General features: G+C 62.3%; 17 protein-coding genes. 10 read left to right on the forward strand and 7 right to left on the reverse strand.

The annotated features are described in order from the left end of the window. Positions 1-28 precede the first annotated feature (28 nt). Positions 29-2,092 (reverse strand): glycosyltransferase family 39 protein, encoded by a 2,064-nt coding sequence (locus tag AADA04_RS13810; RefSeq protein WP_340693859.1) that lies wholly within the window; start codon positions 2,090-2,092, stop codon positions 29-31. A gap of 146 nt (positions 2,093-2,238) precedes the next feature. Here AADA04_RS13810 and AADA04_RS13815 point away from each other — a divergent pair, with 146 nt between their 5' ends. Then, positions 2,239-2,970 (forward strand): glycosyltransferase family 2 protein, encoded by a 732-nt coding sequence (locus tag AADA04_RS13815; RefSeq protein ID WP_340693860.1) that lies wholly within the window; start codon positions 2,239-2,241, stop codon positions 2,968-2,970. Here AADA04_RS13815 and AADA04_RS13820 read toward each other — a convergent pair. After that, a complete protein-coding gene (locus AADA04_RS13820; protein ID WP_340693861.1) occupies positions 2,967-3,497 on the reverse strand; it encodes an AAA family ATPase in 531 nt (176 codons plus the stop codon). The genes AADA04_RS13815 and AADA04_RS13820 overlap by 4 nt on opposite strands. Before the next feature lie 272 nt (positions 3,498-3,769). Between AADA04_RS13820 and AADA04_RS13825 the strand changes: the two genes are divergently transcribed. Beyond that, positions 3,770-4,240 (forward strand): hypothetical protein, encoded by a 471-nt coding sequence (locus AADA04_RS13825; RefSeq protein WP_340693862.1) that lies wholly within the window; start codon positions 3,770-3,772, stop codon positions 4,238-4,240. Positions 4,241-4,405: 165 nt separating this feature from the next. After that, a complete protein-coding gene (locus tag AADA04_RS13830; protein WP_340693863.1) occupies positions 4,406-4,705 on the forward strand; it encodes a hypothetical protein in 300 nt (99 codons plus the stop codon). Positions 4,706-4,767: 62 nt separating this feature from the next. Here the strand turns inward: AADA04_RS13830 and phaR are convergent, their stop codons facing one another. Then, positions 4,768-5,340 carry a polyhydroxyalkanoate synthesis repressor PhaR gene (gene phaR, locus AADA04_RS13835; RefSeq protein WP_340693864.1) on the reverse strand — a complete coding sequence of 191 codons (573 nt, stop codon included), beginning with the start codon at positions 5,338-5,340 and terminating at the stop codon, positions 4,768-4,770. A 150-nt stretch (positions 5,341-5,490) separates the two neighbouring features. On the opposite strand from phaR, the gene phbB reads away from it, so the two are divergent. Beyond that, the gene (phbB, locus tag AADA04_RS13840; RefSeq protein WP_340693865.1) at positions 5,491-6,216 is read left to right on the forward strand and encodes an acetoacetyl-CoA reductase; all 726 of its coding nucleotides are present in this window, start codon (positions 5,491-5,493) and stop codon (positions 6,214-6,216) included. 76 nt (positions 6,217-6,292) lie between these two features. Here phbB and AADA04_RS13845 read toward each other — a convergent pair whose 3' ends face one another. Together AADA04_RS13845 and gloB are read right to left on the reverse strand one after the other, a co-directional pair. Beyond that, the gene (locus AADA04_RS13845; protein ID WP_340693866.1) at positions 6,293-6,739 is read right to left on the reverse strand and encodes a cupin domain-containing protein; all 447 of its coding nucleotides are present in this window, start codon (positions 6,737-6,739) and stop codon (positions 6,293-6,295) included. Then, the gene (gene gloB / locus AADA04_RS13850) at positions 6,739-7,500 is read right to left on the reverse strand and encodes a hydroxyacylglutathione hydrolase (protein ID WP_340693867.1); all 762 of its coding nucleotides are present in this window, start codon (positions 7,498-7,500) and stop codon (positions 6,739-6,741) included. The genes AADA04_RS13845 and gloB overlap by 1 nt, the downstream gene beginning before the upstream one ends. 63 nt (positions 7,501-7,563) lie before the next feature. On the opposite strand from gloB, the gene AADA04_RS13855 reads away from it, so the two are divergent. The 3 genes from AADA04_RS13855 to AADA04_RS13865 all read left to right on the forward strand — a co-directional run bounded on the left by AADA04_RS13855 (position 7,564) and on the right by AADA04_RS13865 (position 10,315). After that, on the forward strand, positions 7,564-8,307 hold the full coding sequence (locus AADA04_RS13855; protein ID WP_340693868.1) for a methyltransferase domain-containing protein: 744 nt from the start codon (positions 7,564-7,566) through the stop codon (positions 8,305-8,307). 56 nt (positions 8,308-8,363) lie between these two features. Beyond that, the gene (locus AADA04_RS13860; protein WP_340693869.1) at positions 8,364-8,708 is read left to right on the forward strand and encodes a P-II family nitrogen regulator; all 345 of its coding nucleotides are present in this window, start codon (positions 8,364-8,366) and stop codon (positions 8,706-8,708) included. 176 nt (positions 8,709-8,884) lie between these two features. After that, positions 8,885-10,315 carry a bifunctional diguanylate cyclase/phosphodiesterase gene (locus AADA04_RS13865; RefSeq protein WP_340693870.1) on the forward strand — a complete coding sequence of 477 codons (1,431 nt, stop codon included), beginning with the start codon at positions 8,885-8,887 and terminating at the stop codon, positions 10,313-10,315. On the opposite strand, the gene AADA04_RS13870 is transcribed toward AADA04_RS13865, so the two are convergent. After that, on the reverse strand, positions 10,312-10,689 hold the full coding sequence (locus AADA04_RS13870; RefSeq protein WP_340693871.1) for a DUF983 domain-containing protein: 378 nt from the start codon (positions 10,687-10,689) through the stop codon (positions 10,312-10,314). The genes AADA04_RS13865 and AADA04_RS13870 overlap by 4 nt on opposite strands. A 178-nt stretch (positions 10,690-10,867) precedes the next feature. Between AADA04_RS13870 and AADA04_RS13875 the strand changes: the two genes are divergently transcribed. From AADA04_RS13875 to msrB, 3 genes are read left to right on the forward strand one after another with little or no spacing between them, the layout of a single operon-like run. After that, positions 10,868-11,812 carry a prephenate/arogenate dehydrogenase family protein gene (locus tag AADA04_RS13875; protein ID WP_340693872.1) on the forward strand — a complete coding sequence of 315 codons (945 nt, stop codon included), beginning with the start codon at positions 10,868-10,870 and terminating at the stop codon, positions 11,810-11,812. Continuing rightward, the gene (locus AADA04_RS13880) at positions 11,809-12,048 is read left to right on the forward strand and encodes a DUF2164 domain-containing protein (protein ID WP_340693873.1); all 240 of its coding nucleotides are present in this window, start codon (positions 11,809-11,811) and stop codon (positions 12,046-12,048) included. Before AADA04_RS13875 ends, AADA04_RS13880 begins: the two co-directional genes overlap by 4 nt. A gap of 56 nt (positions 12,049-12,104) precedes the next feature. Then, positions 12,105-12,638 (forward strand): peptide-methionine (R)-S-oxide reductase MsrB, encoded by a 534-nt coding sequence (gene msrB, locus AADA04_RS13885; protein WP_340693874.1) that lies wholly within the window; start codon positions 12,105-12,107, stop codon positions 12,636-12,638. Positions 12,639-12,640: 2 nt separating this feature from the next. Here the strand turns inward: msrB and AADA04_RS13890 are convergent. Beyond that, on the reverse strand, positions 12,641-13,450 hold an 810-nt coding region (locus AADA04_RS13890), incomplete at its 5' end, for a M23 family metallopeptidase (protein WP_340693875.1).

The raw sequence follows: 13,450 nt of genomic DNA on the forward strand, positions 1-13,450 counted from the left end.
CGAATGACGCCCTGTAAATCATTGATCCTTATTCCCCGGGACACCCGCGCGTATCAAAACGGATGGCCCGGAAATTGACCGGGTCTCCATTTGAATAGTTCAGCGCGTAGTGCGGCTGGGACTCGGTGACGCAGAGATTCAGCTTTTCCGCTTGGGCGCGCAGCGTGGCCACCGTATCCGCGATTGCGGGATCGGCTTTCCTGTCCTCGAAATTGACGAGGTAGACGACCGGATAAGCGGACGGATCCGTCGGCAGGTCGAGCGGGGTTTCCGGCGGGTGCAGGTTCTGCGTGCCGAGCGTGAGGATGTAGCTCGGTTCGGCATAGCCGAGCGCGAGGATGCGGGTCGGCGCGGTCGTGTTGCAATTGGCATCGTCGCCCGGCACGCCGCAGACGTCTTCAAGCGCGGCGCGGGCAGTTTCGGTCGGCTGGAGCCAGACCTGGCTTGGCAGCATGAAGATGCGGACATGCCAGCCGATGGCAATGCTGGCGGCGATGGCGAACAGGATGGCCAGTCCGTCCCGGCGCCGGGCAAACTCGATAATGGCCAAGCCAACAAGCACGAAACCGAGCCACCAGAGCCAGAGCGGGAAGCTGCGATAGGACGTCCATGCCTCAAGCACCTGGCTGGAGGCGGCTGTGGTGAAGTCCGCTGCGGTCTCTTCCATGAAATAGATGGCGACACCGGGGAACGAGACGGCGAGCAACAGGATCGCGCCGACGGCAAACAGGACGAGCGAAATCCAGCGGCTGACCGGCATGCGCTTGCCCTCCATCAGCTGCACCGCCGCGTAGCCGCAGAGGAGGCCGATGGCCGGATAGGCGGGCAGGATATAATGGCTGAGCAACGTGGGCATCAGTTCGAAGAAGGCGTAGGTGAGCGCCGCCCATGCCACGAGAAAGCGGATGGCGCGGGTCTCGTCGGTCAGGCCGTCTATGCCGATGGGCCAGCGGTGTTTCCAGTCGTCGCGGCCCGAGATGTACCAGAAGACGCCGAGCAGCACCGCCGGGAAGGCTGGCAGGGTTTTCAGCGTGGACAGCGTCGTCAGGGTCTTGGCGACAAGGCCTGTGCCTTCAGGGCGTGGCAAGTGGGGCAGAGCGAACAGGAGGACTGTGAGGAACGCAAACACGAATGCGGTAATCAGCGCCGATTCGCGCAGCCATTTCCAGCCGAGGTCGCCGCGCGGCTTGAGCCGCTGCCAGGCGGCCACACAGCCGGGCACCAGCATCAGCGTGGCAGGGAAGAACCAGGCAGGCATGTGCGTCAGGTGGTAGAAGGGCCAGCCGCCGTGCCCTTCGGAGGCGCCGGTGAACTTGTCTTTCAAATCCTTGCCGACAGCGCCCTTGATGAATTCCCCGCCCGTCGCGGCCTGTATCCACAGGAACCAGGGCAGGACGAGGGCGACGAAGATGGCCGGGCCGGGCCACCAGAGGAGGACACGCCACCAGTCGCCACCCTTGCCGCCAGCCGCCTTGGTCCAGACCCAGGCGCCGAGGCCGGCATAGGCCGCAACCATCGGGCCGACAGGGCCCTTGATGAGGAAGACTAGCCCCATAGCGGTCCAGAACAGGAGCGCCATGCGTTTGGACTGGTCCTTGTTCATGTAGAGACGCGCGAGCGCGCCGATACTCAGCGTCGTCAGGAAGACGAGCATGCCATCCGTCTTGGAGATGTGCGCCTCGCTGGTGAGCAGCAGCGTCGTGCCGAACAGGGCCGCACCGACGAAACTTGCGCGCCGTCCGATCAGCGGGATGCCACACCAGAAGCAGGCAAGCGTGGCCAGCGCCGCGCCGAGCCAGCTGGGCACACGATAGGTCCATATCTGCTTCGCTTCGGCGCCGGTGAACAGCGCGGTCGAACCGGCCTGCAGCCAGTGGATACCCGCCGGCTTCTTGTTACGCAGCTCATCCTGGTAGCGCAGACGGATATAATCGCCCGATTCCAGCATCTGCTTGGAGGCTTGGGCAAAGCGACTTTCGTCGCGGTCGAGCGCAGGCAGGTTGAACACGCCGGGCGCGGCGGCCCCGAACGTGATCACGAAGAGCAGGACCCAGGCTTTCCAGCCGGACGAGATACGGTCGAGAAATGTCATGGCTTTGTCTTCTAGCGGGTCGCGTTGGGCGCGTCTTGTGGTTTTGGGCAGATATCAGGGCCAGATGAGCTAAGGCCTCGCTTTTGCGGCCTTGCCTCGTTATGAGGCGTGGTTCGTTTTCCCCGCAAGCCCGAAGGCGCGTTGTTTTGGCCAGTTCCCTTGAATTCTCAGTCGTCGTGCCCGTGCACAATGAAGCCGGTAATGTCGAATTGCTGATCGAAGAGATTGCGCGCGCACTGGACGGCCGCGCTTTCGAGATGGTGTTTGTCGACGACGCCTCGACCGATGACACCCGGGCCGTGCTGTCTGAGCTCAAATCCCGCTTCCCGACGCTCAGGGTGCTGGGACACCGCAAGAATGCCGGGCAAAGCCGGGCGATCCGGTCGGGTATCCTGGCGGCACGGGCGCCCGTGATCGGCACGCTGGACGGCGATGGCCAGAACGATCCGGCCGACCTGCCTGACCTTTACCGTGCCCTGACCCGCGCCGATGCGCCCAGCGACCTGAAAATGGTCATGGGCCGCCGGGCCAGCCGCAAGGACACGCCGTGGAAACGGTTCGGATCGCGTTTCGCCAACAATATCCGCCAACGCTTGCTGAAGGATAATTGCGACGATAGCGGATGCGGCACCAAGGCGCTGTATCGCGACGCCTATATCTCGCTTCCCTATTTCGACCATATGCACCGTTATGTGCCGGCCCTGATGCGGGCCGAGGGCTACAAGGTGGAATTCCGGGACGTGAACCACCGTCCGCGCGCCACCGGCACATCGAACTATACCAATTTCGGCCGCCTGAACGATGCCCTGTCGGACCTGCGCGGCGTAATGTGGCTGATCCGTCGCCGGCGTAATCCCGGCGGTACGGACGAGATCTAGACGCCGATAATGTCCCGGATGAACGCGGCCCGCGTCGCGGCATCGGTTAGCGGCATGTCGATGAGCGTGTAGCCCAATCCCTGATAGGCGCTGCGCGTCAGGCCGCCGAAGGCTTCCGCGCCCGCAAAATCCAGTGTGCGTTCATCATCTGATGCGTAAATTGCCTGCCACGGCGGAAACCAAAAGACGTTACGCGCCCTGCCCCGCACCGCAATTGCCCGGTCGATGGCGCCCGTATCGAGCTGCCAATAGGCGGCATAGGCCAGCAGGTCCGCCAAACCCCGATCGAAGACGACAGGACCCGGCGCTGACAGGGCGGCGTCATGGGCGCGGACCGCCTGTTCCAGCATCAGATGGACAAACAGGGCCGGATCCCGGTCGCCCGTGCCCTGCCCGTCGACGCGGCGCTGCTGCGCCAACACGCGGCGGGCAGGCTCTGCCACCGTGTGGCACGTGCCGGCCAGATGCTGCAGCATTGTGGTTTTGCCGCTGCCGGGTGGACCGGTGAGAATATGGAAGTCTGGCATTCTGTTCTCCCTGGAAGATAGGATATGGACCTGAAATCGCCGTGTTTGCCGCGATTAATGGGTACCGGGCAGTGTTGTCCGCCTGGAAGGGGGAAATCCGCTCGCATCGCCGCGCGTGATACGGTAAACCCTGTGTTAACTCGACCGGATGACGGATGGTCTGAATGAGCAAAAGTACGAAGATCGCACTGGCGGGAGCAGCGATCGCAAAGCGAGAGCGTGACAAGCAGAAGAATCATGCTTCGAGCGACTCACATAAAAAGGGGAACCTGATGCGCGCAATTTTCGGAATCTTTCCGCTGCTGGTTATTCCGGTAGCTCTCTACAATCTCCTGGCCCTCGGCTTTGGCGGCGCGGTCGAGACCGTGAACGCGCAGGGCGAACTGGTGCGGGCGACCAGTGCGCCCATCCTCCAGCTGCTGAACGGGCCGTTCATGCACCTGCCGATGATTTCCGGCGTCGACTGGATGCTGACCAAGGGCGACGCGATCCTGCTACTGGCTATCGTGTTCCTGTTCCTCGAAATCCTGAAATCGACCAGCACGGGCACATCGACCATCATCAATCACGCGATTTCGATGATGCTGTTCATCGTCTGCCTGATCCAGTTCCTGCTCTTGCCGAACTTCGCGACCTCGACCTTCTTCAGCCTGAGGTCGATGGCCCTGCTGGACGTGCTGGCCGGTGTGGTGGTGACGATCGTGTCGGCCCGGCGCGACTTTGGCGTGGCCGGCGACGTCTGACGCCCAGGACCTTGAACCCGAGACAGAACGGCCTGCCCCACGAACGTGCGGCGGGCCGTTTTCGTTTCGGGGCAAAATCCCCTCCCGTGCGCGGCCGCAAACATCTCGCCAGCACCGGAACGTTCCGGATGTCCCCTCGTTGGTCAGGCGGAAAGGAGACCCATGATGACACGGAAAACACTGCCTCGCGAGGCCCGTCCCCGCACCTCGCCGGTCGAAGCCGAACAGATCGAAACGGCGGCGCGCCGCAGGCGCAAGCAGATGCTGCCCGGAGAGGGACCGCACGCGCCTGACAAGGACGTGCCCGTGGATCATTACAAGGGCAGCGACGAGACCATTATGCTCGGCCCCGAATCCGACACCGCCCGCTATACCAAACCGGCAGCGCCCGATGAGCCAGCGGCCACGCCTGATAGCGGCAAGCACAAGGCGACTGGCAGGGACCGAACGCCCTCGCCCGACTAGAATCCAAACTGTCCGGGCGACACGTCATGCCAGGTCCAACATCCCGGTAACGGGAGCTTGGCTTAGTCCTTCTTCGTCAGGTCGGCGAGCTGGTCCTGGATGGCCTGCATCTGGGCCTGCATGGCCGCGAGGGCCTCGGCCTGGAAATCGAGCATCGGGTTGGCCGGGGTCGATTTCTCGGTTTGGGACGCTTTGTAGAGCGTCGGCATGAACATTTTCATGCCCTGTTCGAACATCGACATGTTCCGGCGGGCCTGTTTTTCGAACAGCGACATCGGGTTGGCCGCCTTCGCCCATTCCTTCTGCGAGTCGGAAAAACTGTTCATCGACATGTCGAGAAAGGCCGGCAGGAACGCCTGACCCCCGCCACCATAAAAGCCGATCAACTTGCGCAGGAAGTTCAATGGCAGCGCGCCTTCGCCCTTTGTTTCCTGCTCGAAAATGATCTGCGTGAGCACCTGCCGCGTCAGATCATCGCCTGTCTTGGCGTCGCGAACCTCGAAATCCCGGCCCTCGCGGACGAGTTCGGATAGGTGGTCCAGCGTCACGTAGGACGAGGTGGATGTGTCGTAGAGACGCCGATTCGCGTATTTCTTGATGATGATCGTCGATGACGATCCATTTTGCTTGGCCATGTCCTGCCCTTTTTTCTCCAAAACGGAGAAGCAATTATTGTGCTATGCAGCAATGTTTGCACAGAATTTGCGTGTGACCAATGTCCCAGTTGAAGTCTGAGGCCCATGAAGGCTACGAGTGGACGCAACTTAACGCCGGAGGAAACAGGCATGACGAAAACAGTATTGGTCACAGGAGGCACGCGAGGCATCGGACACGCCATCAGCGTGGCAATGAAAGCCAAGGGCCACAAGGTTGCGGCCAACTATGCCGGCAATGACGAGGCGGCGAAAAAGTTCGAAGCCGACACCGGCATCAAGACGTACAAGTTCGACGTCGCCGACTATGACGCCGTCGGCAAGGGTCTCGCCGCCATCGAAGCCGACCTCGGCCCGATCGATATCGTGGTCAACAATGCGGGTATCACGCGCGATGCGCCGTTCCACAAAATGTCGCTCGACCAGTGGCAGCAGGTTATCAATGTCGACCTCACGTCGGCCTTCAACGTGACCCGCCAGGTCTGGGACGGCATGCGCGAGCGCGGCTTCGGCCGGGTGATCAACATCTCGTCGATCAACGGACAGAAGGGCCAGTTCGGCCAGGCGAACTATTCGGCTGCCAAGGCGGGCCTGATCGGTTTCACCAAGGCCCTCGCCCAGGAAGGCGCCAAGAAGGGCGTCACCGTGAACGCGGTCTGCCCGGGCTATATCGATACGGAAATGCTGCAAGCGGTGCCGGAAAAGGTGCTTGAAGGCATTATCGCGTCAATTCCGGTCGGCCGTCTCGGCAAGGCTGAAGAGATCGCTTCGATGTGCGCCTATCTGGCGAGCGACGACGCCGCCTTCATCACCGGCGCCACGATGACGGTGAACGGCGCGCAATATATCGCGGGCTAGACTGAACGCATCATGCGCAACTGGAAGAACCGGACCGGCCCCGCGCTGTCCGGTTTTTCTTTGCCTGAAAGCACCGTCAGGGCCGCGGCCGCCAGTCGGGCGGCGCGAGCTCGAATCCCTTGAATTCGAACCCGGGCGCGACCGTGCAGCTGACCAGCGTCCATGCACCAAGCGTTTCGGCGGTTTGCCAATGGTGAGCGGGGACCAGCACTTGCGGGCGCTGGGCCGCGCGCAGGTCGGGGCCCAGCTGGAACGCTTCGGCGCCATTCCCGTCTGGCGGCGACAGCGTCAGAGAAAGCGGGCCGCCAGCATGCCAGAACCAGGCTTCATCCGCGTCGACCCGGTGCCAGGCGGACACTTCGTCAGCCTGCAGCAGGAAGTAGATGGCGGTGGAAGTCGGTCGATAACCGTGCATGGCGGGGGCGCGGAAGGTTTCGGCATAATGGCCCCCTTCCGGATGCGGCTTCAGGCCGAGCATCCGGATGATCTCATTGGCGCCGAGGTCTCCGGAGATAGCGTCCATCAGAACCGGTCCTTGCGACCGCGGATCTCGGCGAAGGTCGCCACGGCGTCGCCAGGATGACCCATGGCGGCCTGAAGGGCGGGGTCGTCAGCGCGCAGGAAGGGGTTGGTTGCCAGTTCGGTTGAGAGCTGCGTCGGGACGGTCCACGCATTGCGGGCGCGCTTTTCGGCGATCTCGTTCACATACGCGGCGAGGGCCTGATTGCCGGGATCGACCGTGATGGCGAATTTCGCGTTCGAGGCCGTATATTCATGGGCGCAGTAAAGTGCGGTCTCGGGCGGCAGGCCTTTCAGCCGCGTCAGGCTTTGCCACATCATTTCCGGATTGCCTTCGAAGACGCGTCCACAGCCGAGAGCAAACACGGCATCACCGACGAATGCGACAGATTCAGTTGGCAGATGATAGGCAATATGGCCGAGCGTGTGGCCGGGCACATCAATGACATTCGCTTCGATAGTGCCGAGTTTGACCACGTCCCCGGCCTTCACGGCACGGTCGATGCCGGGAATTTTCTCCGCTTCACCGGCAGGTCCGATGATGGTGCACCCGGTGGCTGCCTTGATCGCGAGATTGCCGCCAGCATGGTCGGGATGCCAGTGCGTGTTCCATATCTGCGTGATCGTCCAGCCTTTCGCGGCGGCCTCAGCGAGGTATTTCTGCGCATCGGGCGTATCGATGGCGGCCGTTTCGCCCGAGGCGGAATCATGCGCGATAAATCCGTAATTATCATTCAGGCAGGGAAACTGGTGTATCTGGAACATGTTCTGGGGGCTCCATTGCCGTTATGAGTGCTTACAAGACCTTGATCTAACACAGGGAAGTCGATGCGTCAGGATGCCGTCACGCTACAACGATTCTATGCCTCCCCGTTAGGGAATGCGGCGTCACGCATCCTGTCGGCCAAGCTGATCGACCTGTGGGGTGACGCGAACAATCTCTCGCTTCTGGGGCTTGGCTACGCGATGCCGGTGCTCGATACGTTCGGCGACCATCCGAGCCGCAGTGTGGCGGCCGTGCCATTCGATCATGGGCCGGTGCACTGGGACCCGACCGGACGGGGCAATGCCGCCGTGTCGGTGGGCGACCTGCGCCTGCCCTTTCCGGACGGCATGTTCGACCGGGTGATTGTGCTGCACGGGCTTGAGGAAACAGGCGACCCGCGTGCCTACCTGCGCGAAGTCTGGCGCGTGATGTCACCGGAAGGCCGCATCGTCCTTGCCGCCGCGAACCGCGCCGGGCTCTGGGCGCGAGCCACGCGCACGCCGTTCGGCCAGGGCCGCCCCTGGAGCCGGGCCCAGCTGATGAACCTGCTCTCGATCGGCCTGTTCCAGGTCACGGCCAGTTCAAGCGCGCTCTATATGCCGCCTGTTTCAACCGGCATCGTGACCGCCGCCGCCGAAGGCTGGGACGCCATCGGCCGCCTGATCACGCCGGGCCTTGGTGGCGTCGTTCTGGTCGAGGCGGTCAAACGGCTGTATGCTTCGCCGGGCGGCGGCGCTGTTGCTCCGGTTGTGGAGCGGGCGCGCATTGCCAAGCCAGCAACAGGGACCGGGCGCGAAAGGCATTGACGCGCGCGGTGCGGCAGGTACGTTCGCAGGTGCACAAATCGGAAGGCCGGTCGACCATGAAACTCGTGACTGCAATCTTCAAGCCCAGCCGCCTCGACGCGGTGATTGATGCCCTGTCGGAAGCCGGTGCCACCGGACTGACTGTCTCGGAAGTGCGTGGCTATGGCCGTCAGCAGGGCAAGACAGAGGTCTATCGCGGCGCCGAATATGAGGTCCGCCTTCTGCCCAAGGTGCGGGTCGAGGTCGCCTGCGCGGACGCCGATGTGGATCGTTTCTCGGATGCGATTATCTCCGCAGCGAACACCGGCACGATTGGTGACGGCAAGATATTCGTCCACACCGTGGACTCAGTCGTCCGGATCCGGACAGGCGAGCGCGACGAGCAGGCCCTGACAGGCTGATTGGCGCCGCAGCGCTAAAAATCATGACAAATCGCACGTTAACGCGCGCCGCCATATTTGGTCGCGCGCCGAAAGCGTTCGTGCACCGGAGGACGGTAAGAATGGCGGCTTAACTTGAGGGCCGGGTTGTCTTACATGCCACATTCATTCCAAAATTTCACGAACCGGGCGCTCTCATGAGCGGGCTGTCGGCTATCCTGATCGCGAACATCGCGCTGGCCCTGCTGGCGGCGCTGATCCTGTGGCAAGGATCCCAGCATGCCGAACAGCTGAGCATCGTCCGCAAGCAGTTCAGCAAGCTGTCCTCGACAGACCCGATCACCGAATTGCCCAACCGCGCAACCCTGCATGACCGCCTAGCCGATGCGCTCAGTTCTGAAAGCCCGGACTCAGCACTCATGGTCATCGAACTTGACGGATTCAAGGTCATCAACGACACGCTGGGGCATGAGACCGGCGACGAATTGCTGCGAGCTGTAGCCATGCGGATGTCGAGCTGCCTGCATCAATCTGACCTTCTCGCGCGCGTTGGCAACGGCGAATTCGCCGCGCTGATCATGCGGGACGATGCGGAGATCCGCGCGACGCAAACGGCCCAATCGATCGACAAGGCCATGGACGCACCGTTCCGCATCCGCGACGATGTCATCAATATCAAGGCCAGCATCGGTATTGCACCGACCCGGAAAGATGACACGCCGGCGACGGAAATCCTGCGCCGCGCCGATGTCGCGATGTTCGCCGCCAAGAGCGAAAAGCAGGAGAGCATTCGCGTCTACTCACCCGCGATGGATGAAGTGCTTCAATTGCGCCGCACGATCAATTCGGAACTCGACCTGGCATTGATGAACAACCAGCTCCAACTGGTCTACCAACCCCTCGTGTGCGCCCGCACTGGCAAGGTGATGAGCGCCGAAGCGCTGATGCGCTGGCCGGGCAAGCCGGGACAGGCAGGATCGCCCGGCGTCTTCATTCCGATTGCCGAGGAAAGTGGCCTGATTACGAAACTGGGCGCCTGGGCGCTCGACCAGGCCATGCTGGAGATCACGCGCCAGAAGACAATTCCGATTGCGGTCAATGTGTCCCCCATCCAGTTCCGCGTCGACGGATTCGCCAGCAGCGTTGAAGCGGCGCTTGAACGCCACGGCATCGATCCGTCATTGCTGCATATCGAGATTACCGAAGGCGTGCTGATTTCCCATACCGGCGAAGCACAACGGACCATGAAACGCCTGCGCGAAATGGGCGTACAGGTCCTGCTTGACGATTTCGGCACAGGCTATTCATCGCTGAGCTACCTGCAGCAATTCGAATTCGACGGACTGAAGATCGACAGGGCCTTCATCCAGCAGCTGGATATCGGCCCGACAGGTCGTCAGTTGCTGAAATCCATCATTGCGCTTGGTCACAGCCTCAACATGAAGGTTGTCGCCGAGGGCGTCGAAACCGAAGACCAGGCCGCCATCCTGCAATTGCTGGCATGCGACTTCCTGCAGGGCTATGCGCTGGGCCGTCCGGACGTCGCCGACAAGCTGCACGGGGTCACGCGTCCGGAAGAATTGCTGGGCAACCTGCATCGCAATGGCGGCTGGAGCGCGGCGAGCTAGGAATCCTTGATGTCTGACGCGGTGACCTGTTTGGCGCCGTGGTGGAGCTGCAGGTTGAGCAGGATCGCCTTGGCGACCGGCAGGAGGATCAGGCACAGCCCGATCAGGACGATACACAGCGCAGCAAATGCAAACACCTTTGCCACGGTCGGAAGCGGGCTCATCGGGAGCAGGAACAGGAATGGCGCGAGCAGGATCAGCACGCCGAAGCCAACGAAGAAGGCGGGCCCGTCCGCCGTATCGGCTGCCGTCATGTCGCGTCCGCAAACAGGACAAGCAGAATTGAGCTTCAAGTAGCCCGAGAACAGCTTGCCTTTTCCGCAATTACCGCAGCGCAAGCGCAGACCGGCCAGGATGGGCGTGGTTTTTGCCATGTAAGTCTCCGTATCAAGTGCACATGTAATGCCTCGCCGGCGTAAAACAGCCGCGCCAAACCGTCGCTGCGGCCATCCACGGCATCACACCGTCCGGATTAAGTTCGCACGACCCTTGACCTTGGCCTTCGCTTTGCACACCAGAGCAGCGCAGATTGCCTGAACAAGAGTGCGTTGAATGTCCGACCCTGTCTTCCCCTCGATTGCCATTGTCGGCGCCGGCCTGATCGGCGCTTCGATTGCCCGCGCCGCCGTCGAATATGGCGCAGCAGGTTCTGTCATTCTCTACGATGCCAATGATGACGTGCGCGACCGGGCAAACGGATTGGCCCTTGGCGCAGTCGTGGACACGCTGGCGGCTGCCGTAGCAAACGCCGATTGCGTGTTCCTGTGCGTGCCCGTTGGGGCCCTCAGCACTGTCGCGGCCGACACTGTTCCGCACATGAAAACGGGCGCCATCCTGACCGATGTCGGATCGGTGAAGGGCGAAGCGGCTGCGGCCCTGACGGCGGCCGGTGACGGCCGGGTCCATATCATCCCCGGACACCCGATTGCGGGCACCGAACAATCTGGCCCGGAAGCCGGGTTCGCGACCCTGTTCCGCGACGCCTGGCACATCCTGACCCCCGGCGACGACACATCGCCGGACTATCTCGCCGCCATTGATGCGCTAACCCGCTTCTGGCAGACGCTGGGCGCGAAGGTCGAAACGATGGACGCGGCCCGGCATGACCGCGTCCTGGCGATCACCAGCCACCTGCCCCACCTCATCGCGTTCAACATTGTCGCAACCGCGTTCGACATGGAGACAGTGGAACAGGGCGAAGTGGTGAAGTATTCAGCCGGCGGCTTTCGTGACTTCACGCGGATCGCGGCCTCGGACCCGGTGATGTGGCGCGACGTGTTCCTGACCAACAAGGACGCCGTGCTCGAGTGCCTCGGCCGGTTCTCCGAAGACCTCGCCGCCCTGCAGCGGGCGATCCGCTGGGGCGACGGCGACATGCTGATGCGCGAATTTTCCCGGGCCCGGACGATCCGCAAGGCGATCATTGATGCCGGACAGGATTCCGGCGCCGTCAATTTCGGGCGCAACCCGGTGGCAACCAGCGATCCCGAGCAATGAAGCAGATCACGCTGACCCCCGAACGCCGCGACGCGCTGTGCCGGCTGGTCCAGCAGAAATTCCAGACCGAGTTCGATGAGGCGCTGAGCGAGTTCCGCGCCGCAGAGATTGTCGACTTGATGCTGAAAGCGATGGGGCCGGCTGTGTACAATCAGGCGGTGCAAGATGTGCGAGCGCATTTGCAGGGAAAGCTGGATGACCTTGATGGCGAGGTTTGGGTCGACGAAAGCGCCTGACAGGCTCACGGTCTTGTGTGTGTTGCGTGTCTCATCCGATTGCTAGATCAGAGCGTATGAAACGCATGAAACACGTCCTGTCCCGCCGCGCCCTTCTCCTGTCCGGTTCTGCTGCTGTTGCGGTGGCTGCCTGTTCCTCCGCCGGTGCGGACAAGCCGAACTCATCGGATGCGACGAGCGCCAGTGATCCCTATGCAGGCAGCGAATGGCGGACGATGAGCCAGGACACGTGGCGCGCGCGCCTGTCGCCTGAGGCCTTTGCCGTGTTGCGCAAGGCGGATACCGAACGGGCATTCACCTCGGCCCTGAACAAGGAGAAACGCGACGGGACGTATCACTGCGCCGGCTGTGACCTGCCGCTGTTCGCATCGGACACGAAATTCGACAGTGGTACGGGCTGGCCGAGCTTTTTCGACGTCATGCCGGGCGCGATCACGACGAGCCTCGATCGCAAGCTGATCTATACCCGCACCGAATATCACTGTGCGCGTTGCCTTGGGCACCAGGGCCACGTTTTCGACGACGGCCCGGCCCCGACGGGTCAGCGCTGGTGCAATAATGGCGTGGCGCTGACCTTCAGGCCCGCCTGATCCTATTCGATGATTTCCATGCCTTCGGGTATGACGATGGGCGCGGAAGCGACGGCGACATTTTGCTCGACCTGCTCGCCGGGGCCGTTCTCGCGCCGCTCATAGGCTTTCACCAGTGACAGGTATGGCGGGACGTGCACCCAGCCATGGTCAGCCGTGTTCTCAACGATCTCGAAGTGCAGGTGGAAGGTCGTCGCGGAGCCGCCGAAATCGTTCGACACAAATCCAAGGGATTGGCCAGCGGTGACGATGTCGCCTGTCTTCACCTTGAGCTTTGCCATGTTGAGGTGAAGGTATTTGTAGATCCGGCCACCGGCGCGCAGGCTGATCGAATAGGAGCCGACATTCGAGATGACGCCATCCTCGACGGCAACGACTTCATGCAGCGTGCGGTCGGCCTTGGCCGTGGAACGCATCGTGTTGCACTGGGCGGGCGTGCCGACGCGGATGTCCTGTCCCTGGTGGATTTTTTCCGCCGGGCAGAGGGGTGAACCGCGATTGGCGCTGCGGGTTTCGCAGAAATTGTCACGCCATGGATAGGCGTAGTTGCGTGCATCGCACTGGTCGCCGCCGCCTACGCCGCCACCAAAGGTGAAGACCTGTGACTGCAGGTAGGCCGGTGCCGCAGCAATCGGAAACACCATGTCAGGCGCATGGACGACCTGATCGCCGGAGCCTTGCCCGGTTCCAGGTATCAGCGCGCCAGGGGCAAAAAAGCTGAAGACCGGCTCGGGAACGGGGTCCGGAACAGGCGGAATGTCGGGATCGACGGGGGGCGTCACGGGTGTGTCGGCGGTGTCGCCCGGAGGGGG

Source organism: Hyphomonas sp. (assembly GCF_037969335.1).
Taxonomy (GTDB): Bacteria; Pseudomonadota; Alphaproteobacteria; order Caulobacterales; family Hyphomonadaceae; genus Hyphomonas.

Coding starts and splice junctions, on each gene's coding strand:
- AADA04_RS13845 (WP_340693866.1), bottom strand. CDS start 6,739: ATGGACGCTATCTCCGGAGACCTCGGCGCCAATGAGATCATCCGGATG.
- AADA04_RS13865 (WP_340693870.1), top strand. CDS start 8,885: ATGAGCGGGCTGTCGGCTATCCTGATCGCGAACATCGCGCTGGCCCTG.
- gloB (WP_340693867.1), bottom strand. CDS start 7,500: ATGTTCCAGATACACCAGTTTCCCTGCCTGAATGATAATTACGGATTT.
- phaR (WP_340693864.1), bottom strand. CDS start 5,340: ATGGCCAAGCAAAATGGATCGTCATCGACGATCATCATCAAGAAATAC.
- AADA04_RS13810 (WP_340693859.1), bottom strand. CDS start 2,092: ATGACATTTCTCGACCGTATCTCGTCCGGCTGGAAAGCCTGGGTCCTG.
- AADA04_RS13820 (WP_340693861.1), bottom strand. CDS start 3,497: ATGCCAGACTTCCATATTCTCACCGGTCCACCCGGCAGCGGCAAAACC.
- AADA04_RS13855 (WP_340693868.1), top strand. CDS start 7,564: ATGCGTCAGGATGCCGTCACGCTACAACGATTCTATGCCTCCCCGTTA.
- msrB (WP_340693874.1), top strand. CDS start 12,105: ATGAAACGCATGAAACACGTCCTGTCCCGCCGCGCCCTTCTCCTGTCC.
- AADA04_RS13880 (WP_340693873.1), top strand. CDS start 11,809: ATGAAGCAGATCACGCTGACCCCCGAACGCCGCGACGCGCTGTGCCGG.
- AADA04_RS13870 (WP_340693871.1), bottom strand. CDS start 10,689: ATGGCAAAAACCACGCCCATCCTGGCCGGTCTGCGCTTGCGCTGCGGT.
- AADA04_RS13860 (WP_340693869.1), top strand. CDS start 8,364: ATGAAACTCGTGACTGCAATCTTCAAGCCCAGCCGCCTCGACGCGGTG.
- AADA04_RS13825 (WP_340693862.1), top strand. CDS start 3,770: ATGCGCGCAATTTTCGGAATCTTTCCGCTGCTGGTTATTCCGGTAGCT.
- AADA04_RS13830 (WP_340693863.1), top strand. CDS start 4,406: ATGACACGGAAAACACTGCCTCGCGAGGCCCGTCCCCGCACCTCGCCG.
- AADA04_RS13875 (WP_340693872.1), top strand. CDS start 10,868: ATGTCCGACCCTGTCTTCCCCTCGATTGCCATTGTCGGCGCCGGCCTG.
- phbB (WP_340693865.1), top strand. CDS start 5,491: ATGACGAAAACAGTATTGGTCACAGGAGGCACGCGAGGCATCGGACAC.